Origin of the sequence: Rhizobium sp. 18055, assembly GCF_902706285.1 — a bacterium.
In the GTDB taxonomy this organism is placed as follows: domain Bacteria; phylum Pseudomonadota; class Alphaproteobacteria; order Rhizobiales; family Rhizobiaceae; genus Rhizobium.
This window is the reverse complement of sequence record NZ_CACSKD010000005.1, coordinates 48,426-65,439: the sequence shown is the minus strand read 5'-3', so window position 1 is coordinate 65,439 and position 17,014 is coordinate 48,426. Positions and strand designations below refer to the sequence as shown.

Genomic DNA, 17,014 nt, shown 5'->3' with positions numbered 1-17,014 from the left:
CTTGACGATGTCCTAATGGACGTGGTTAATTTTTAACTATTCTCCGGTACATGGAACTCGGACGGCGCTTTGGCCGTTACGGACGCTCAAGAGGAGGAATAGCGAAATGCTGTTGAGTATTTTCACTGCGAAACGCGATGTCGTCGATGCGGCCGATACCGGCACTTATGCGGATGGCTATCACATGCCGGAACTCGATATGGCCGCCTACAAGCGCGACGACCGCCGCTCGTCCTACGAGCGCGATTATGGCCGCGGCCGCAAGGTCGAACAGATTTCGCTGGGTCTCGTCTAGGCGAGCCAACCTGTGCCGATATGAAAAACGGGCGGCCTCAAGCCGCCGGCTTCTCCGTTTTGCGTGTCCGGTAGCCGGCAACCACAGCGCGGTATCGGTATCGGTGGCTAAGGCACCAGCAGGATGCTGCCGGCCGAGCGTCCAGCCTCCATCTCTTCATGCGCCCTTGCCACCTCCGTCATGCGGTATTCGGCGGCGATCTGGCAGACAATCCCTATCTCCATCGCCCGCACTGCAGCTTTCGCCGCCTCCCGATATCGATCGATGTCGGCGCACCAGGCCATGATGCTTGGATGGGTCAGCGCCTTGCCGGGCCGCAGTTCCTCAATGGCAACAGGCGGGATCGGCCCGGCGGCCTGGCCAATGGTGACCGCGGTGCCAAAAGCGCGCACCGAGCGGATGCTCTTGAGCAGCATGTCGCCGCCGATGCCGTCATAGGCGACATCGACACCGCTCCCCCCGGTCAGCCGCTTTACCTCTGCAACCACATCGGCCTCACGTCCGACCACCAGATGATCGGCGCCGCAGGCGCTGGCGAGCGTCGCCTTCTCGGGCGTGCTGACGGTGCCGATCACCGTCGCGTTCAGCGACTTGGCCCAGCGAACGAGGATGCTGCCGAGCCCACCGGCAGCCGCATGGACGAGAACGCTGTCGCCGCTGCGAACCTGGCAGGTCTTCGTCAACAGCATATAGGCGGTCATGCCCTTGAGCAGCGAACTGGCCGCCGTTTTCGCAGACACGCCATCGGGAAGTCTGATCGCTCTCTCTGCCGGGATATTGCGGGTCGAGCAGTAGGCACCGACCGGCGGTCCCGCATAGGCAACACGATCGCCCACGTTGAAATCCACGACATCGGCACCGACCGCCTCGACAAAGCCTGCGGCCTCCGCGCCGATCACAGCGGGATAGGCCGGCAGGGGATAGATCCCTTTCCGATGGTAGACGTCGAGAAAGTTGGTGCCGATAGCCTCGTGGCGGATTGTGATCTCGCCGGGGGCAGGTGGAACCACGCGTTGCTCCTGCAACTCGAACTGGGTGACATCGCCGGGGGCGTTCAGCAATATGATCTGGTCGGGCATCGCTCTATCTCCTTGTGAAGACACATTGCCCTGTGGCGCTCTGTGTGAAAATTCCCTATTTTCTCCCAATGGCTGGGAAAGAATTCACACAAATCGACTGGGACGACCTGCGTCATTTCCTGGCGCTGGCGCGCTCGGGCACATTCCTTGGTGCAGCGAAACAACTGGGTGTCGAACATGCCACCATCAGCCGGCGTGTCCAGGCGCTGGAAGCCAGGCTGGGCCTCAAACTGGTCGATCGCCGTGGGCGACGCATCGTTCTTACCGCAGAGGGCCAGCAGGTCGCAGAGCACGCGGCGCTTGTCGCCATGCAGACGGCTGCGATCGAACAGCTCGGCCGCAGCGGTTCGGCGGAACTGCGCGGCCACGTCAGGATCAGCGCCCCTCCCGCCTTCTCCACCGTGCTTCTGGCAAACCCGATCGTCGCCATCAGGCGGGACCACCCGGGCATCCAGATCACCCTTGTCGGCGAGAAGCGGTTCGCCTCCTTGAACAAGCGCGAAGCGGACGTCGCTATCCGGCTTTCCCGGCCCGATGACGGCGACTATGCCATCATCAGGCTTGGCGAGATCACCTTCGACCTCTACGCCTCGAAGACCTACCTCGAGACCGTGCCGCCGTCCGACTGGACCTTCATCGGCTACGACGAAGCAATGAGCAGCTCGCCGCAACAGCTGCGTCTGCTGGAATTGGCCGCCGGTCGCCCGATTGCTGTGCGATCCTCGGTGCTGGAGTTTCAGGCCGCAGCCGCGCGACTTGGCGGCGGTATCGTCATGTTGCCCGATTTCGCGGTCTCAGAGGCAGATGGGCTTCAGCGCCTCGAAGGCGATCCTGCCCTTGCACGCGAGGTGTGGCTGGTCGTGCACGCCGAGATCAAGGACGTTCCCTCTGTGCGTGTCGTTCTCGAAGCGCTGAAAAATGCGTTCGGGAGATAGCGTCGGCTGCGATGGCAGCTCGGCTCGCGGGACTGGTGGCCTGGAGCGAATGCTGCCGCGGGTGGCGGCAGCATTCGTAGTTTCTTCTTAGAACTCGGTCCAGTCCTCGTCCTTTTTCCCGGCAGGCGACGGTGCGTCATTGCCGAACGCATTTGCGAGCTTCTGCCCCAGAGCGCGTGCCGGCGAAGAGGCTGGCCGCGATACCCCTGTGGTGGCAACGCGAACCGGCGCCTTGCGGGTCAGGATCGGCTTGGCCGACCGCGGCGCCAGTGGCTCGTTGGCGTCCTGCACCGGTCTCGGTGTAAACGCCAGGGTGTTGCCACCCGTGCCGTTCAGCTTGAACTGGTCGAGCAGCGTGTTGAGGGCGGCGGCTTCCGTCGCCAGCTTGTGGCTTGCAGCCGTGCTCTCCTCCACCATCGCGGCGTTCTGCTGCGTTCCCTGGTCCATCGTGTTGACGGCGGTGTTGATCTCCTGCAGCCCGATCGATTGCTCGCGTGCTGCTTCGGCGATCGCGTTGACGTGCTGGTTGATCTCCTGCACCTCCCGAACGATCTCTTCGAGTGCCTTGCCTGTTTCGCCGACCAGCTGAACGCCTGATTTGACCTGACTTCCCGAGGTGATGATCAACGTCTGGATTTCGCTGGCGGCATTGGCTGAGCGCTGTGCCAGTTCGCGCACTTCCTGGGCGACGACCGCAAAGCCCTTGCCGGCTTCGCCGGCGCGCGCCGCTTCCACACCGGCGTTGAGCGCCAGCAGATTGGTCTGGAAAGCAATGTCGTCGATGACGCCGATGATGTTGCCGATCGCTGCCGAAGACTGTTCGATCTGCTGCATGGCATTGACCGCCTTGCGAACAACCTCGCCGGATCTTTCGGCGCCGTTGCGGGTCTTGGAAACCAGTGTGCGCGCCTCTTCCGCCCGTCTTGCCGCATCACGGACCGTCGTGGTGATCTCCTCCAGCGCCGCGGCCGTCTCCTCGACGGATGCTGCCTGCTGTTCCGTGCGCCGGGAGAGCTGATCGGCGGAGGAGCGGATCTCGCCGGCACCGGCCGTGATGGCGTGAGCGTTGTCACCCACCGTCTGCATCGTCTCGTTGAGCTTGAAGATCGAGTTGTTGAAATCCTGTCGCAAGCTGTCGAGATCGCCGGCAAACGGCGTGTTGATCTGCGAGATCAGGTCGCCGGCTGCAAGCTTGCGCAGGCCATCGCCAAGGGCGGTGACGGTGCGCGACAGATCTGCGGCTTCGGTTGCCCGCTGCGCTTCGATCTCGCGTCGTTCGCTGTCGCTGAGATTGCGGTTCTTCTCCGCATCCTGCTCGAGACGCAGCCGCTCGATCGCGTTGTCGCGGAAGATCGATACGGCCGCGGCCATCTCGCCAACCTCGTCGCGGCGGTCCATGCCATCGACAGCGCTTGCCGTCTCGCCCTCGGCCAGCCGTGTCATCCGCTCGCGCAGACGGGCCATCGGCAAGGCGATGCCGGCCTGCGCGATCCAGATGCTGAGGCCGATTGCGCCGAGCACGGCAAGTCCGATCAACGCGAAACTGAAATCGATCCGGCTGTTGACGTCAGCCGAAAGCGCGTCGCCGCCATCGTTGAGCAGAACCATCAGTGCGTCATTGTTGGCAATCATCTTCGGTGTCACGACGCCAAGCTTGGCGTTGAGCTCGCTGGCTGTCGCCTGCGCGCCGGCCCGGTCTCCTGATTTCGCCAGATCGACAACCTTCCTTGACAACGCATCCATCTCGTCGATGCCTGCGATGATCTCGTCGATCGCCGGCTTGCGGCCGGCAACGAGGCTGGCTGCCTGCTGCAGGCGTTCGCGCGCTTGCGGTATCTTGCCTGGCGCTGACGTCGCCGCATCGAAGGCAGGCGTGCCGGGTGTGAGGTCGGCGATCACGGTTGCCTGCAGCACCGCTGCGGTGGCCGACGCGCTGGCCCGCGAAGCCTGCATGGCGGCCAGCGCTTCATGGTCGATGAAGGCGCTATAGGCGGTGTCGGCGCGACGGAATTCCTCGACGACATAGACGAGACCGCCGATAGCGATCACGCCGAGAAGGGCGACGACCAAAATGATCTTGGTACGGATTTTGAAGTGTTTCAGCATGGATATGTCCATTGGCGGCGGCGTGAATTGCTGGCCGGATACGATCGTTTTCAAGGGCAGGCATGGCGCATTTGACAGCGCGAAGAAAGATGCCTGGTCAGGCTCGACAGGCGCATCATGCATTCGGCCAAGGGACCGGTGTCGTCGATCGCGACTAGAATCCATATTGCTTAAGGCGAACCTAACGCACGCCGATGTCCACCGAAAATTTCACCAAAAATGATTTCAGCCTCAGGACGCCCGCGCCGGCCGCAATGTCTGAGCGTGCAGGACCGGAACATGGGGTGTCTTGTCCCAGAAGAATGGTTTGAAATGCAGCTGGAACACGGCACGCCAGGCGGCACAGGCAATCATCAGCCAATAAAGCGGCACGGCCATCCAGCCCCAGCCGATTTGCCGCTTCTCGTCGCGCAGCATTGCCCTCCTGCCGAGCAGCAGGAATATCCCGTAGCTTCCCAGCATATTGGCGGTGTCGATCAGAAACAGCGTTGCCTCTCCCGTGCCCGGCGGTGGAAAGCCCAGCATCATGTAGGTCGCGGTGGTCAGAAGCAGCATGATCATCCATGGATGCGCAAGCGAGCCAACAAGCATGCCGCCGACCAGCAGCTGGAAGATCAGGAATGGTGCAATTCCCATCTCTGCGAGCAGTTTGCCGGGCGAGCGCATCATCACCAGCCACGTCTGCAGCCAGCCCTTGAACCAGCGTGTTCGCTGGTTGAACCAGATGTCGAGTGCTGTCGGTGCGTCCTCATAGGTCGGGCAGTCGATCACCCCACAGCGATAACCGAGCCGGAAAAGCCGCAAGCCGAGATCGGCATCCTCGGTGACGTTGTAGGGGTCCCATCCGCCGCATGCCTTGAGATCGGCGACGCGCAGATGGTTGGAGGTGCCACCGAGCGGCATCGGCAGCCGGCGTTTCGCCAGCATCGGCAGCAGCAGGCGAAACAGCGCGGCATATTCCAGCGCAAAGGCGGCGCTGATCCACGAGGCCGCACCATTGGAGATGATCAGCGGCGCCTGCAGGCAGGCAACATCGTTCGGGCTGGCAACGAAGGTCGCGTAGGCGGCGCGCAACTGATCCGGATGTGGCCGGTCCTCCGCATCGTAGATCACCAGATATTCGCCGCGCGCCGCCGCAAGCGCATAGTTCAGCGCCTTCGGCTTGGTGCGGGGATGGGCGACCGGCACTTCGACGATCTCGAATTGCGGCCCCAGATCCTGCGCCTGGAGAGCTGCGATCGTCGCGCGGTCGTCGGCCTCGCAGATCAGCTTGATATCCAGCTTCGCCGCCGGCCAGTTCAGCTGCTTCAGCGCCCCGACAAGCTGGCCCGCAACCTCGGCCTCCTTGTAGAGCGCAACGAGCACCGAATGGACCGGCAACCGTTCCGTCGGCTGCGGCGTTGGCGGTGGGCTGCGACGATGGTTGAGGGCATAGGCGCGCAGCAGGATCGCCGCCATGTAGATCAGCGAAACCGCCAGGTGCAGGATGGCAACCAGTGGCAGATCCGATGCTGCGGCGAAGGCAAAGGCGCAAACTGCAGCACCGGCAATGAAGCCCTGCTTGCCTGACAGCACGATCCGGGCGCTGAACCGCCCCTTGTCTTCGAACAGCGTGCCGATGCTGTCCTTGACGCGACGGTTCGCGCCGACACGCCAGACGGCGGCACGCAATGCTGCCGGCGTTGTCACGACGGCGCGCTCGGCAAGTCCCGGTCGCGCCTCGATCTGCTGCGCCAGCGCCAGCAGGCGACCGGCCTCCGGCACTATGGCGATCATCGCCCTGTCGGCATAGTTCAGCCGCATCGAGCGCGTATCGGCAAGTTGCGTATCCAGCCCCCTGTCGTCATGGATCAGTGCCGGGTCCAGTTGCGGCAAAAACGGCAGCCGGAGCGCCCGCGCCAGGCCCGCATAATAGCTTTCGGCATCGATCCATCCATTCGCCAGAAGCTCGCGTTCGACCGACGTGCCGTTGTGGCGGGCGGCAATCACTGCCCGCGCGATTGTCGGCTTGCCGATGCCGAGCCGCAGCAGCGCTTCGATCTCGAGCTGATAGGCATCAAAGACCACCCGCGCCGGCGACGTCGGCGGCGGATTCAGTTTCGACCTTTCGCGAAGCGCCGTTTCGCGGGGGCTGATCCCGCCCGGTGCATATTCCCCGATACGCATGACTCTGATACACCGTCGTTAAAGTGGCCGTGCATGCAATCCCCGGGGCAGATCATAATGGTGCAATTTAAACTGGCATCTCTCAATCCTAAGGGGTTTTTCAGCCTTTGGCTGTCGCTGGTTGTGTTTTTGCTACCTCTTTCGGTGGCGGCACAGCAGACCGCGCCATCCTTGCCCTTGCTGTTCGATAGCCGCGAGCGCCTCGCCAAGCCGGATCTTACCGCTCTTGTGCGCCTGCGGTTCCTGACCTCGGTCGATTTTCCGCCCTTCAATTTCATGGACCAGAACGGCAAGCTCTCCGGCTTCAATGTCGATCTTGCCCGCGAAATCTGTGCCGAACTGGAGATATCGGACAAGTGCCAGATCCAGGCGCTGCCCTTCGCAGACCTGAAGGACGCGCTCGCTGCTTCGCAGGGCGATGCCGTGATGGCAGGTGTCGCCGTCGGCGCGGATCTTCGTCGGCAGTTTGCCTTCTCACGCCCCTATCTCATGCTGCCGGCACGTTTTGCACGCAACCTCAAGGCGCCGATCAAGGGCGAGACGGCCGCAGGCCTTGCCGATCGCTCCGTCGGCGTTGTCAGGCAGACGGCCCATGCCGCCATGCTCGCCGCCTATTTCCCCAAGGTCAAGGCAGTGTCCTTCGACAGCAAGGAAGCGCTTCTGGCAGCACTGAAGGAGGGCAAGGTGGACGCTGCCTTTGCGGATTCCCTGCAACTCTCCTTCTGGGTGTCTGCACCCGCTTCGGACAAATGCTGCGCGCTGTTCGATGGCCCCTATATGTCCGAGCAGTTCCTCGGCGAAGGCATGACGATCATGCTGCGCCAGAAGGACGAGGTGCTGAGATCAGCCTTCGACCATGCGCTCGCAGCACTGTCGCGCAGCGGTCGCCTGCAGGAAATCTACCTGCGCTACTTCCCCTACGGCCTTTATTAGGGCCGGGGCTTCTGGGATGGCTTGAAACCTAGCTCTTGCGGAAGCGGGCGATGGCGCTGCGCTCGATCGCAGCACAGGTGAGCTTGTCGAGGCTGAGCCGGTCGCGCAGCATGCTGAGCAGCCGCAGCTCTTCGGCCTTCACCGAAAGGTCGGCCGAAGCGACCTCGACGGCCAGCGCATAGGCCGTGTCGTAGAGCTTCGCAGGCAGCGTGTCCTTGACCGTTTCGAGAACCACGTCGAGCCCCTCGGGGCCGGATAGCAGCGCCGCGCAGTCGCGTGCAACAGCAATCAGCTTGTCGTCGTCGAAACCCCGAAATACCGGCAGGAAGCCGATCAACTGGCCGATGCGTTCCAGCTCGCGATCGTTCATCGTGCTATCGACGGCGGATGCCATCACCATCACGTAGATCAATGCGTCGTGGGCGGAAAGCGGCTTGTTCATGTCTGCGTGGTCCCTCTGAAACGTCTCCAGAGTTTAAGAACTGGCCGCGCGCATTACAAGGGATCGGTCGTCGCTTCGGGCGATGGCAGCTCGGGAATCGTCATCGCGCCATCCTTGCGTGGGTCCTCGCCAAACAGCCCGCTCTTTTCCGCTTTCGCCTTCGCGCCGGCCTCGGCAAAGGCCGAACCCTCGGCTGCCTCGGCCCAGCCGTTTTCGATCAGCCATTCCGAAAGATCCTGTCCGCCGATCTTGCAAGACGCGGTCGCGGTGCCGGTCCAGTCGGCATTGTCGAGATCGCAGTTGACGGTCCGCAGCCGCAGAAACAGCCGGAAGTTGGTTTTGGCCAGCACCCCGCACGGCCACTCTGCGTCCCCTGCGCCGGGACACATCTTGTCCACCGGCGTCGGCGTCACCCCGGCCAATTGCAGACGTCGCTCTCCGAAGCCGAGAATGCCCGCACTCTCGGCAACCGGGCGGGGCAGATCGACACCCTTCTCGGCCACCACGACAGGCTTCTTTTCGGGCTCGGGCGTTGCCTCGCGTTCCAGCGGCTTGCCTTCCACCGCAGCCGGGTAGAACTGGCTGGCATCATCGACGGGACGGGCCGCCATGCTCGCCTCCGGGTTGGTCTTCGGAGGTGCTGGCGGTGCTGGCGGCTGCTCGGCCTCCGGCATCGACGCGGCGATCTCGCCTGCATCCGATGCGCCGCCAAGCTTGTGTCCACCGGCAGCAATCAGGCCGACAACGATCGCGATCCCTGCAATTGCGGTTCCGATGGCTGCAGGTCTCATGGAAGATTTTCCTACTGGCTGGCCCAGATGATCCGGGCGATCCAGTCCACATCGGACAGCTCGATCGTTCGGTTCGGGTGTTCAGGATTGAGAGACATCAGCTCGATCGAGCGCGGGCTCTGGCGCATCAGCACCTTGGCCATCACCTCGCCCTCGCGGGTCTTGACCACCACGCGGTCGTTGCGACGAACCTGCGCCCCCGGCTCGACGATCAGCACGTCGCCGTCGCGATAGAGCGGCATCATGCTTTCGCCCTGCACCTCGAGCGCATAGACGCCGGCCTTCTGCGACGGGGCAGCCGGAAATTCCACCACGTCCCAGCCTTGACCGGCCGGAAAGCCGCCATCGTCGAAAAAGCCGCCGGCGCCCGCCTGCGCAAAGCCCAGCAATGGGATGGAACTGCCCTGCGGCGGAAATGCACCCTCCGGCAGGGTCGAAAAGCTGCCCTGCGGCCGCATGAAGGCCATGAATTCTTCCATGCTGGACCGGGTCGCATCCAGCACCTTGGCGATCGATTCCGTCGAAGGCCAGCGCAGCCGCCCATCGGCCGAATGTCGCTTGGATTTGTTGAAGGAGGTGGGATCGAGCCCGGCACGGCGCGCAAGACCGGACGGCGTCAGGTCGTGCCGTTCGGCAAGCCTGTCGAGCGCTCCCCAGATCTGCTCGTGTGACAGCATATCGCCTGATTCCGTGCGCGCCTGCGCAATCCTTCAATCGGGCAAAAGATTAACCGCAAGGCTGGCAGGAGTAAAGAGAGGAAAGGAATAAAATCCTCTCTTCTAATGTCAGGCGACCATCGCCATGTTGATCTTGCCGAGCTGGATCACCGCCTGGGTGCGGCTATCGACATTGAGTTTCAGCAGGATGGCCGAGACATGCGCCTTTATCGTCGCCTCGGAAACCCCGAGCTCATAGGCGATCTGCTTGTTGAGCAGGCCTTCCGCCAGCATCGTCAGCACCCGGCTCTGCTGCGGCGTCAGCGTGTGCAGACGGCGGATCAGGTCGGCCATATCGGGGTCCTGCTCCTGCCCGTCGCGATAGCTGTCCGGTATGGCGATATCGCCTGAAAGCACCGTCTGGATGCCGCGCCTGATATCCTCGATGCCGGAGGATTTGGAGATGAAGCCGGATGCTCCGAGCTCCAGCGCCCGGCGAATGGTCGTGGCGTCATCGGAGGCGGAGACGATGACGATCGGCAGCCCTGCAAATTCCGAGCGCAGCGACATCAACCCCGAGAAGCCGCTCACCCCCGGCATGGCCAGATCGAGCAGCATCAGGTCTGCATCCGGATGCTGGCCGGCGGACTTGCGCGCCGCGGTGAAATCGCCCGCCTCGACGATCTCTGGATGCCCCTCCATGCCGGTCACGGCCTGGCGCAACGCATCGCGAAAAAGCGGATGATCGTCTGCTATGATAATGGTCTGCTCATGCATCGAAAACTCCCTCCCAAGAGCCCGATCATGAAGTCCATGCACCCTGTTCCTCCACGGTGCATGCCTCCCTGCCGGAGGGACTATATCAAATCATGTCTTTTGCGGAAGGGCATTGCTCTGGTCTTCGCTCTGGAATTCCTTGACGATCCCCATGAAGCTGCGCATCCAGCGCTCCATGATGCCGATCGAGCGGTCGATTTCCGCGTGGGACGGCAGTGCCTTGTTGACGATGCTCTTGTTCTCCAGCGCCGTGACCCGGTCGGAAAGCCGGTCGAGTTCGCTTTCGTAGGCAGCGCGCTCATCCGCGGCCATGCGGCAGACGAGGGCGCCGTCTTTCTCCTCGCAGAGCGACATTGCGCCGGTCTGCCGGTCAAGCCGGACGAAATGATCGCCGCTGCGCTCCAGCTGGAAGCGTGACGCGTCGGGCTCAGCCGCCGAAGCGGCGAGGGGAAGCAGGATGACCAAAAGGCCGATTGCGATGTTTTTCATGGGTTTCCTCCGGAAATCTCGGTGACCGGCGCATTTTTAGCGTCGGGGCGTGGACATCGCCGCCTGTTTGCGGCAAAGCCCGGGAAAGACCAGCATTCATGAGGCCATCATGACCCTGACACCCACGCTTTACAAGATCGTGACGGAAACCCTCTGGCAGGAGGCCCGCGATAGCGGCGTCTTCCATGGTGCGGCGATCGATCTGACCGATGGCTTCATCCATTTCTCCACCGCAAGCCAGGCGATCCAGACGGCAGCACTGCATTTCGCCGGCCAGACTGGTCTGCTGCTGGTCGCCGTCGATGGCGCAGCGCTTGGCGACAAGCTGATCTTCGAACCGTCGCGCGGCGGCGATCTCTTCCCGCATCTCTACGCGGACCTGCCGCTTTCGGCCGTGCTCTGGGAAAAGCCCTTGCCGCTCGATGCCGCAGGCAAACACATATTTCCGGACATGAAGCCATGATCGATCTCTTCAAGAATGCCGCCCGCAGGGGTCTCTTCCTGTTCGACCCGGAAACGGCGCATGGCATGTCGATCGCAGCCCTGAAGTCGGGTCTCGTGCCGGCTTGCCGGGTGCCGGCCGATCCGCGGCTGCGCCAGACCGTCGCCGGCCTCGACTTCGCCAATCCGCTCGGCATGGCTGCCGGCTTCGACAAGAATGCCGAAGTGCCGGAAGCGCTGCTGAAGATCGGTTTCGGTTTTACCGAGATCGGCACGGTGACGCCGAAGCCGCAATCCGGCAATCCGCGCCCGCGCATCTTCCGGCTGGTCGAGGACGAAGGTGTGATCAACCGCCTCGGCTTCAACAACGAGGGCCACGACGCCGCCTTTGCGCGTCTCGCCCCGCTGAAGGGCAACGGCATCATCGGCGTCAACATCGGCGCCAACAAGGACAGCGACGACCGCATCGACGACTACGTCAAGGGTATCCGCCGCTTCTACTCGGTGGCACGCTATTTCACCGCCAACATCTCCTCGCCGAACACGCCGGGCCTGCGCGACCTGCAGGCGCGAGAAAGCCTGGCCGCGCTGCTGTCGGCAGTTCTTGCCGCGCGCGACGAGGAAGCGGCAAAATCCGGAAAGAGGATCCCGGTGTTCCTGAAGATCGCGCCGGATCTGACCGAAGAGGGCATGGACGATATCGCCGCCGAAGCGCTGTCGCATGCGCTGGATGGCCTGATCGTCTCCAACACCACGCTCGCCCGCGATGGCCTGAAGGATCAGCGCCAGGCGAAGGAAGCGGGCGGCTTGTCGGGCAAGCCGCTGTTCGAGAAATCGACGGCAGTGGTCGCCAAGATCCGCAAGCGCGTCGGCCCTGCGATGCCGATCATCGGCGTCGGCGGCATCTCGTCCGCCGAAACGGCGCTGGAGAAGATCAAGGCCGGTGCCGATCTGGTGCAGCTCTACTCCTGCATGGTCTACGAAGGCCCGGGTCTCGCCAACACCATCGTTCGCGGCCTGTCGACGCTGCTCGACCGCGAAAAAGTGTCCTCCATCCGCGAGTTGCGCGACACACGCACCGATTACTGGGCGGCCAGGAACGTCTGATCCGCCCGCTGCCTGACCCGCAGCGCCAGGAAGATCCCGCGACACAGCAGGAAGGCGTTCATCGCCAGCCACAGGCCGTGATTGCCATAGAGCGGCACGAAGACCGCAAGTGCCGCGACATAGCCGACGAACGACATCAGCATGCGGTTGCGCATGTCGCTCGACCATGTCGCGCCGATGAACACGCCATCCATCAGGAAGGCAAGCGCCCCGGTCAGCCCGGTGATCGCCGCCCATGGCAGGTAGGTGCCCGCCACCTGCCGCACCTCAGGCGAGGTGGTCAGCACTGAGATCAGCCACGGCCCGGCCAGAAGGAAGAACAGCGAGATCGCGCCCGCGAGCCCGAAGGACCAGATCACCGTCAGTTTAAGACCGCGATCGAAAGCCGGCCGGTAGCGCGCACCGATGGCCCGCCCGGTAATCTGCTCGGCGGCGTTGGCCAGCCCGTCGAGATAAAAACCCGACAGCATCAGGAAATTCATCAGAACCGCATTGGCCGCCAGCGTCACGGCGCCGAAGCCGGTGCCGATCCGCGTCATCAGCGCAAAGGCGCCAAGCAGCACGAAGGTGCGGATCAGGATATCGCGGTTGAGCGCAAACAGCTCCGCCAGCCGGTGCCGGTCGAAAAGCTCTGCGCGCGCTGGCCGGTCGGCCCGGCGGAAGCCGCGGAGCACGATGAAAAGCCCCGCCAGCGCACCCACGGTCTCACCCACCGTCGTCGCCCATGCAACGCCCGCGATCCCCCAGTCGAGCCAGATGCCGAGGATGATGGCGAGCAGGATGTTGATGCCGTTGATGATCGTCTGCAGCAGCAGGCCGATGCTGCCCTGGCCGCGGCCGAGCACGAAGCCGAGGATGGCGTAATTGGCCAGCGCTGCCGGTCCGGCCAGAATGCGGATCGAGAAATAGGTGCTGGTCGCCTGCGCAATGGCACCATCGGGGGCCATCAGTTTAAGGCCCGCTGCCAGAAGCAGCGGTGACAGACAGAGCAGCGCCAGCCCGCAGCCGACAGCCGAAATGATCGCCCGCCAGAACACAGCCTGTTGTGCGTGCTGGTCGCCCCGCCCATAGGCTTGCGCCGTCAGCCCGGTCGTCGATGCACGCAGGAAATTGAAGCTGCCGAGGATCAGGTCGAACAGCATGGCGCCGATCGCCAGGCCCGCCAGCGCATTGGGCTCGCCCATATGCCCGACGACACCAGTGCCGACGAGGCCGAGCAGCGGCGTGGTGATGAAGCCGAGCGTCATCGGAATAGCGATCGACAGCACCATCCGGTGCGTCACCTCGAATGCCAGTCCGGTTTCGCTTCTGCCCGTATCCATGATTTCCTTGGAGCCAGCCTCAAACATCGGAGGCTGAATCGCCTCAGTTGGACAGCACCATGGCCCAGTAGGGCACGTTTCTGGAAGCAGGATTATAGGCAACGGCGACGCCCAGTCCGCTATAGCGGCCGAGCATGTTTTCCAGATGATGTGGCGAGTTGATCCACGCCGTCACCACGGCCGGAACCGTCTGTTGTCCGGTGGCGATGTTTTCGGCTGCCGGCAGCTGTACGCCGCTCGCCTTCACCCGCGGGCCAAACCCGTCGGCAATCCCCATCACATGCTTCATCTTGCCGGCGGCTGCCATGCGCTTGGCCTGGTACAGCGCGGCTGCCGTTGCCGCCGGATCGACGGTCAGTGCCGGCAGCCCGTTCTTGGCGCGCAACTGGTTGACCAGCGGCAACGACGCTGCCGTCTGGTCTTCGCCGTTGGATGGCGTCGAAGGCAGTTTCGGCGCGGTGGTGCAACTGGCAACGCCGGCGGCAAGCGCAAGCGCGGAGACACGCAGCAGGCTGCGCCGTGAAAGAGCGATGGAGGTCATGTTACCGGCGATAGCTGAAGAGACGGAGGATGAGGAAGATCGGGATGACGATGGTGGCGCCGAGGAGCAGATAGTCGCCGACGCGGCCGAGCGCGGAGAAGCCGCGATGCCAGACATCCAGAACCAGATTGCGGACCCAATAGAGGAAGTCGAGCGGTGCCAGGCCGAAGAAGGCCATGATGAAGCCGACGATCAGCGACACCACCAAAAGCTTGATCAATGTACGGCCGAGCGAGTCGCCTAGAAATTTATTCACCTGATCGGACATGCATCATCTCCTGTTCACCCTGAAATACGGGCGCGAATCGTCGCTCGCAAGCTTATTTCAGAGCTGGCGACCCGTCCTCTGAAATAGGACTTGAGTTTTTTTGTGGCCACCGCCAAATGCGGGCCGTACCAATAGGTCACCATCATGCAACCCCACCTCCAGACTTCGGGCGATGCCATCGCCGACCGCCGTGCCGACTACGCGAAGATGCTGGACAAGGGCGGCGAACCGGATGCGGCGGCCGAACTGATGGAGCAGGCGCTCGAACTGGTGCCCGCCTGGGCCGCCGGCTGGTACCGCCTAGCCACCTACCGCGAGAAGGCCGGCAATACCGAGGGCGCCATCGAGGCCTATCGACAGACGCGCGACCGCAGCAACAACGACATCTTCGGCGCCGCCCTCAAGCTCGCCTTTCTCGGCGACACGGCCATCCCCGATCAGCCGCCGAGCAGCTATGTCGAGCGCCTGTTCGACGATTATGCCGGGCGCTTCGAGATCTCGCTGGTGGAAAAGCTCGGTTACGACGTGCCCGCCAAGCTTGCAGCCCTGATCGCCACCACCGGCCGGCACTACGCGCTGGCCGTCGATCTCGGCTGCGGCACCGGTCTGCTCGGGCCGGAAATCCGCGGCATGGCCGATCGGCTCGAAGGCTTCGACCTGTCGCAGAACATGCTGGCCAAGGCCGCCGAAAAGCACCTGTACGATCACCTTGCCCAGGCCGACCTGTCGCTGACGCCGGAGGCGAGCGGGCTGTTTTCGGGCGGCGCTCAGCACCGTGCCGATCTCGTGACGGCATGCGACGTGCTGATCTATCTCGGCAATCTCGAAAGCGTTTTCGCGTCCATCGTGGCGCTTGCTGCTGACGGTGCCGATGTCGCATTTTCCGTCGAGGAAGCGGGCGAGGGGCAGGATATTCATCTCGCCGCTTCGCTGCGCTATGCCCACTCGGAACCCTATGTCAGGACACTATGCGTTCGCCATGGGCTGGAGATCAGTATTGTCAGGCGATCGACCATTCGCAAAGATGGCGCAAATGCCATTTCCGGCATTCTGTTCCTTGCACGCAAGGCAGCCTGAAGGAACGATTGTTGCGTAGTTCTGATAGGTCAGTAGTGCTTACGTATTTCGCTTGAAAAAGCCGCGAAATCGCCTGATAATCCTCGTTAACAGCCGAAGAGCGCAAATGCAGCCCCGGCGACATCCATCGTTCACATTCCGTTGCGCCTCGGTTTTCCGGGGGTTCTTGAACTCGTCTGCCGTTGGGGAATAGCGACATGACACAGATCATCAATGCCCTTGGCTTCTGGAATACGAGCGCCACCCGCCATACCCCTGTCGAAGACGTGCAGGGCATCTTCTCCGGCAGCCTGATCGCCGCCCTCGGCCTCTATATGCTGGCCAGTGCCGGCCTCTTGACCGGCAGCACCGCCGGCGTCGCCTTCCTCGTTCACTATGCCTTCGGCGTGAACTTTGGCCTTGCCTTTTTCGTGCTCAACCTGCCGTTCTTTTATCTCTCCTGGAAGCAGCTCGGCATCTCCTTCACGCTGAAGACCTTCATCGCCATCGGCCTGACCTCGCTGCTCACAAGTGTCCAGCCCAATGTCATGACCATCGCCGCCATCCACCCGGCCTGGGCAGCGCTGCTCGGCGGCCTGCTTCTCGGTTTCGGCCTGCTGGCGCTCTATCGCCACCGCGCCAGCCTCGGCGGCGTCGGCATTCTTGGCATCTACATGCAGGAGCGTTTCGGCATACGCGCCGGCCTCGTGCAGATGGCCGTCGATCTTTGCGTGCTGGCCGCCGCCTTCTTCGTCACCACGCCGCCGGTGGTGTTCTATTCGGTTCTGGGTGCCGTGGTGCTGAACCTGTTTCTCACGATCAACCACCGCGCCGACCGTTACGTCGCGCTGTAAGCTCAGCCCAACAGATTGCCGAAGCGTACCGAATAGATCCGGTCGCGCCCGAGCAGATGCGCGATCAGCGAGGGCTGGTCGAACAATCCCTTCATCGCCTTGTGGCGCAGGTCTAGCCCGCCACTCATGACGCCAAACGCCGGCATCAGCAGCCGCGCGCCGTCGGTCGCAAAGCACGGTCGGCGGATGGATTTCTCGCGCCGCCGCACGGTGGCCGACGGATGCAGGTGCCCGGCGATCTCGCCGCGCTGCAATCCGCCCTTCGGCTCGTGCCGGAAGGTCAGCCCGGCGTGGTGCATCTCGTCGGCGCAGGTTCCTGGCAGATCGACTGTCCCGTCAGGATCGTGGTTGCCATTGATCCAGATCCATTCGCGCCCGCGCGCCATATCCGAGATCAGCGTCCGAAACGCGTCCGGCAGATGCGCCGAGCCGATGCGATCGTGGAAATTGTCGCCAAGCGAGATCACCAGCTTCGGATCGTAGCGCGTGATGACAGCCGACAGCACGGTCAGCGTCGCCAGCGTGTCGTAGGGCGGCAGCATCATGCCGCGACGGGCAAAGGCGGCGCCCTTTTCCAGATGCAGGTCGGAAACGACGAGAATGCCGGCATCGGGCAGGTAGAGCCCGCCGAGCGGATCGCAGACGACCGCGACCCCATGCACGGCCGTTTCCACGCCCGGCATCGCCGCCACCCCGTTCAGTTCCCGCGCCAGCGCCAGCCGGTTCATCACGTCAGTCCGTTCCTTATTCCCATCA

General features: G+C 63.1%; 19 protein-coding genes. 7 read left to right on the top strand and 12 right to left on the bottom strand.

The features are described from left to right. Positions 1 to 106: 106 nt before the first annotated feature. A complete protein-coding gene (locus GVL52_RS10905) occupies positions 107 to 295 on the top strand; it encodes a hypothetical protein (protein ID WP_160006830.1) in 189 nt (62 codons plus the stop codon). A 107-nt stretch (positions 296 to 402) separates the two neighbouring features. Here the strand turns inward: GVL52_RS10905 and GVL52_RS10900 are convergent, their stop codons facing one another. Further along, positions 403 to 1,374: a quinone oxidoreductase gene (locus tag GVL52_RS10900; protein ID WP_160006828.1), complete on the bottom strand. Its 972-nt coding sequence runs from the start codon at positions 1,372 to 1,374 to the stop codon at positions 403 to 405. A 68-nt stretch (positions 1,375 to 1,442) separates the two neighbouring features. Between GVL52_RS10900 and GVL52_RS10895 the strand changes: the two genes are divergently transcribed. After that, positions 1,443 to 2,309 (top strand): LysR family transcriptional regulator, encoded by an 867-nt coding sequence (locus GVL52_RS10895; protein WP_160007410.1) that lies wholly within the window; start codon positions 1,443 to 1,445, stop codon positions 2,307 to 2,309. Between the two features lie 87 nt (positions 2,310 to 2,396). Here the strand turns inward: GVL52_RS10895 and GVL52_RS10890 are convergent, their stop codons facing one another. Further along, on the bottom strand, positions 2,397 to 4,415 hold the full coding sequence (locus tag GVL52_RS10890) for a methyl-accepting chemotaxis protein (protein ID WP_160006826.1): 2,019 nt from the start codon (positions 4,413 to 4,415) through the stop codon (positions 2,397 to 2,399). Positions 4,416 to 4,646: 231 nt separating this feature from the next. Continuing rightward, the gene (locus GVL52_RS10885; protein WP_160006824.1) at positions 4,647 to 6,581 is read right to left on the bottom strand and encodes a glycosyltransferase family 2 protein; all 1,935 of its coding nucleotides are present in this window, start codon (positions 6,579 to 6,581) and stop codon (positions 4,647 to 4,649) included. 57 nt (positions 6,582 to 6,638) lie between these two features. Between GVL52_RS10885 and GVL52_RS10880 the strand changes: the two genes are divergently transcribed. Further along, complete coding sequence (locus GVL52_RS10880; protein WP_160006821.1) at positions 6,639 to 7,514, top strand: transporter substrate-binding domain-containing protein; 876 nt, start codon at positions 6,639 to 6,641, stop codon at positions 7,512 to 7,514. A 28-nt stretch (positions 7,515 to 7,542) separates the two neighbouring features. Here GVL52_RS10880 and GVL52_RS10875 read toward each other — a convergent pair whose 3' ends face one another. The 5 genes from GVL52_RS10875 to GVL52_RS10855 form a co-directional block, all read right to left on the bottom strand. After that, the gene (locus GVL52_RS10875) at positions 7,543 to 7,956 is read right to left on the bottom strand and encodes a tellurite resistance TerB family protein (protein WP_160006818.1); all 414 of its coding nucleotides are present in this window, start codon (positions 7,954 to 7,956) and stop codon (positions 7,543 to 7,545) included. Positions 7,957 to 8,009: 53 nt separating this feature from the next. Continuing rightward, entirely contained in the window at positions 8,010 to 8,747 is a 738-nt protein-coding gene (locus tag GVL52_RS10870; RefSeq protein WP_160006815.1) for a thermonuclease family protein, read from the bottom strand. 11 nt (positions 8,748 to 8,758) lie between these two features. Next, the gene (locus tag GVL52_RS10865) at positions 8,759 to 9,424 is read right to left on the bottom strand and encodes a helix-turn-helix transcriptional regulator (RefSeq protein ID WP_160006812.1); all 666 of its coding nucleotides are present in this window, start codon (positions 9,422 to 9,424) and stop codon (positions 8,759 to 8,761) included. 108 nt (positions 9,425 to 9,532) lie between these two features. Further along, positions 9,533 to 10,180, bottom strand: a complete 648-nt coding sequence (locus GVL52_RS10860) for a response regulator transcription factor (RefSeq protein ID WP_160006809.1) — start codon at positions 10,178 to 10,180, stop codon at positions 9,533 to 9,535. 90 nt (positions 10,181 to 10,270) lie between these two features. Next, positions 10,271 to 10,669, bottom strand: coding sequence for a hypothetical protein (locus GVL52_RS10855; RefSeq protein WP_160006806.1), 399 nt, complete (start codon positions 10,667 to 10,669; stop codon positions 10,271 to 10,273). A gap of 109 nt (positions 10,670 to 10,778) precedes the next feature. On the opposite strand from GVL52_RS10855, the gene GVL52_RS10850 reads away from it, so the two are divergent. Continuing rightward, the gene (locus GVL52_RS10850) at positions 10,779 to 11,132 is read left to right on the top strand and encodes a DUF952 domain-containing protein (RefSeq protein WP_160006803.1); all 354 of its coding nucleotides are present in this window, start codon (positions 10,779 to 10,781) and stop codon (positions 11,130 to 11,132) included. Next, positions 11,129 to 12,217 (top strand): quinone-dependent dihydroorotate dehydrogenase, encoded by a 1,089-nt coding sequence (locus GVL52_RS10845; protein WP_160006800.1) that lies wholly within the window; start codon positions 11,129 to 11,131, stop codon positions 12,215 to 12,217. Before GVL52_RS10850 ends, GVL52_RS10845 begins: the two co-directional genes overlap by 4 nt. Here the strand turns inward: GVL52_RS10845 and GVL52_RS10840 are convergent. From GVL52_RS10840 to GVL52_RS10830, 3 genes are read right to left on the bottom strand one after another with little or no spacing between them, the layout of a single operon-like run. Next, positions 12,193 to 13,539 (bottom strand): MATE family efflux transporter, encoded by a 1,347-nt coding sequence (locus GVL52_RS10840; RefSeq protein ID WP_160006797.1) that lies wholly within the window; start codon positions 13,537 to 13,539, stop codon positions 12,193 to 12,195. The genes GVL52_RS10845 and GVL52_RS10840 overlap by 25 nt on opposite strands. 43 nt (positions 13,540 to 13,582) lie before the next feature. Beyond that, complete coding sequence (locus GVL52_RS10835) at positions 13,583 to 14,080, bottom strand: CAP domain-containing protein (RefSeq protein WP_160006794.1); 498 nt, start codon at positions 14,078 to 14,080, stop codon at positions 13,583 to 13,585. A gap of 1 nt (position 14,081) precedes the next feature. Further along, entirely contained in the window at positions 14,082 to 14,348 is a 267-nt protein-coding gene (locus GVL52_RS10830) for a DUF6460 domain-containing protein (protein WP_160006791.1), read from the bottom strand. A 144-nt stretch (positions 14,349 to 14,492) separates the two neighbouring features. On the opposite strand from GVL52_RS10830, the gene GVL52_RS10825 reads away from it, so the two are divergent. Beyond that, entirely contained in the window at positions 14,493 to 15,425 is a 933-nt protein-coding gene (locus GVL52_RS10825) for a class I SAM-dependent methyltransferase (protein ID WP_160006788.1), read from the top strand. A 197-nt stretch (positions 15,426 to 15,622) separates the two neighbouring features. Continuing rightward, on the top strand, positions 15,623 to 16,258 hold the full coding sequence (locus tag GVL52_RS10820) for a YitT family protein (RefSeq protein WP_160006785.1): 636 nt from the start codon (positions 15,623 to 15,625) through the stop codon (positions 16,256 to 16,258). A gap of 2 nt (positions 16,259 to 16,260) precedes the next feature. On the opposite strand, the gene pdeM is transcribed toward GVL52_RS10820, so the two are convergent. Then, positions 16,261 to 16,986, bottom strand: a complete 726-nt coding sequence (pdeM, locus tag GVL52_RS10815) for a ligase-associated DNA damage response endonuclease PdeM (protein ID WP_160006782.1) — start codon at positions 16,984 to 16,986, stop codon at positions 16,261 to 16,263. Between the last annotated feature and the right edge of the window lie 28 nt (positions 16,987 to 17,014).

Bases quoted from the DNA above. Each gene is read 5' to 3' on its own strand.
- GVL52_RS10905 (WP_160006830.1), top strand. From the start codon at position 107: ATGCTGTTGAGTATTTTCACTGCGAAACGCGATGTCGTCGATGCGGCC.
- GVL52_RS10900 (WP_160006828.1), bottom strand. From the start codon at position 1,374: ATGCCCGACCAGATCATATTGCTGAACGCCCCCGGCGATGTCACCCAG.
- GVL52_RS10895 (WP_160007410.1), top strand. From the start codon at position 1,443: ATGGCTGGGAAAGAATTCACACAAATCGACTGGGACGACCTGCGTCAT.
- GVL52_RS10890 (WP_160006826.1), bottom strand. From the start codon at position 4,415: ATGCTGAAACACTTCAAAATCCGTACCAAGATCATTTTGGTCGTCGCC.
- GVL52_RS10885 (WP_160006824.1), bottom strand. From the start codon at position 6,581: ATGCGTATCGGGGAATATGCACCGGGCGGGATCAGCCCCCGCGAAACG.
- GVL52_RS10880 (WP_160006821.1), top strand. From the start codon at position 6,639: ATGGTGCAATTTAAACTGGCATCTCTCAATCCTAAGGGGTTTTTCAGC.
- GVL52_RS10875 (WP_160006818.1), bottom strand. From the start codon at position 7,956: ATGAACAAGCCGCTTTCCGCCCACGACGCATTGATCTACGTGATGGTG.
- GVL52_RS10870 (WP_160006815.1), bottom strand. From the start codon at position 8,747: ATGAGACCTGCAGCCATCGGAACCGCAATTGCAGGGATCGCGATCGTT.
- GVL52_RS10865 (WP_160006812.1), bottom strand. From the start codon at position 9,424: ATGCTGTCACACGAGCAGATCTGGGGAGCGCTCGACAGGCTTGCCGAA.
- GVL52_RS10860 (WP_160006809.1), bottom strand. From the start codon at position 10,180: ATGCATGAGCAGACCATTATCATAGCAGACGATCATCCGCTTTTTCGC.
- GVL52_RS10855 (WP_160006806.1), bottom strand. From the start codon at position 10,669: ATGAAAAACATCGCAATCGGCCTTTTGGTCATCCTGCTTCCCCTCGCC.
- GVL52_RS10850 (WP_160006803.1), top strand. From the start codon at position 10,779: ATGACCCTGACACCCACGCTTTACAAGATCGTGACGGAAACCCTCTGG.
- GVL52_RS10845 (WP_160006800.1), top strand. From the start codon at position 11,129: ATGATCGATCTCTTCAAGAATGCCGCCCGCAGGGGTCTCTTCCTGTTC.
- GVL52_RS10840 (WP_160006797.1), bottom strand. From the start codon at position 13,539: ATGGATACGGGCAGAAGCGAAACCGGACTGGCATTCGAGGTGACGCAC.
- GVL52_RS10835 (WP_160006794.1), bottom strand. From the start codon at position 14,080: ATGACCTCCATCGCTCTTTCACGGCGCAGCCTGCTGCGTGTCTCCGCG.
- GVL52_RS10830 (WP_160006791.1), bottom strand. From the start codon at position 14,348: ATGTCCGATCAGGTGAATAAATTTCTAGGCGACTCGCTCGGCCGTACA.
- GVL52_RS10825 (WP_160006788.1), top strand. From the start codon at position 14,493: ATGCAACCCCACCTCCAGACTTCGGGCGATGCCATCGCCGACCGCCGT.
- GVL52_RS10820 (WP_160006785.1), top strand. From the start codon at position 15,623: ATGACACAGATCATCAATGCCCTTGGCTTCTGGAATACGAGCGCCACC.
- pdeM (WP_160006782.1), bottom strand. From the start codon at position 16,986: ATGAACCGGCTGGCGCTGGCGCGGGAACTGAACGGGGTGGCGGCGATG.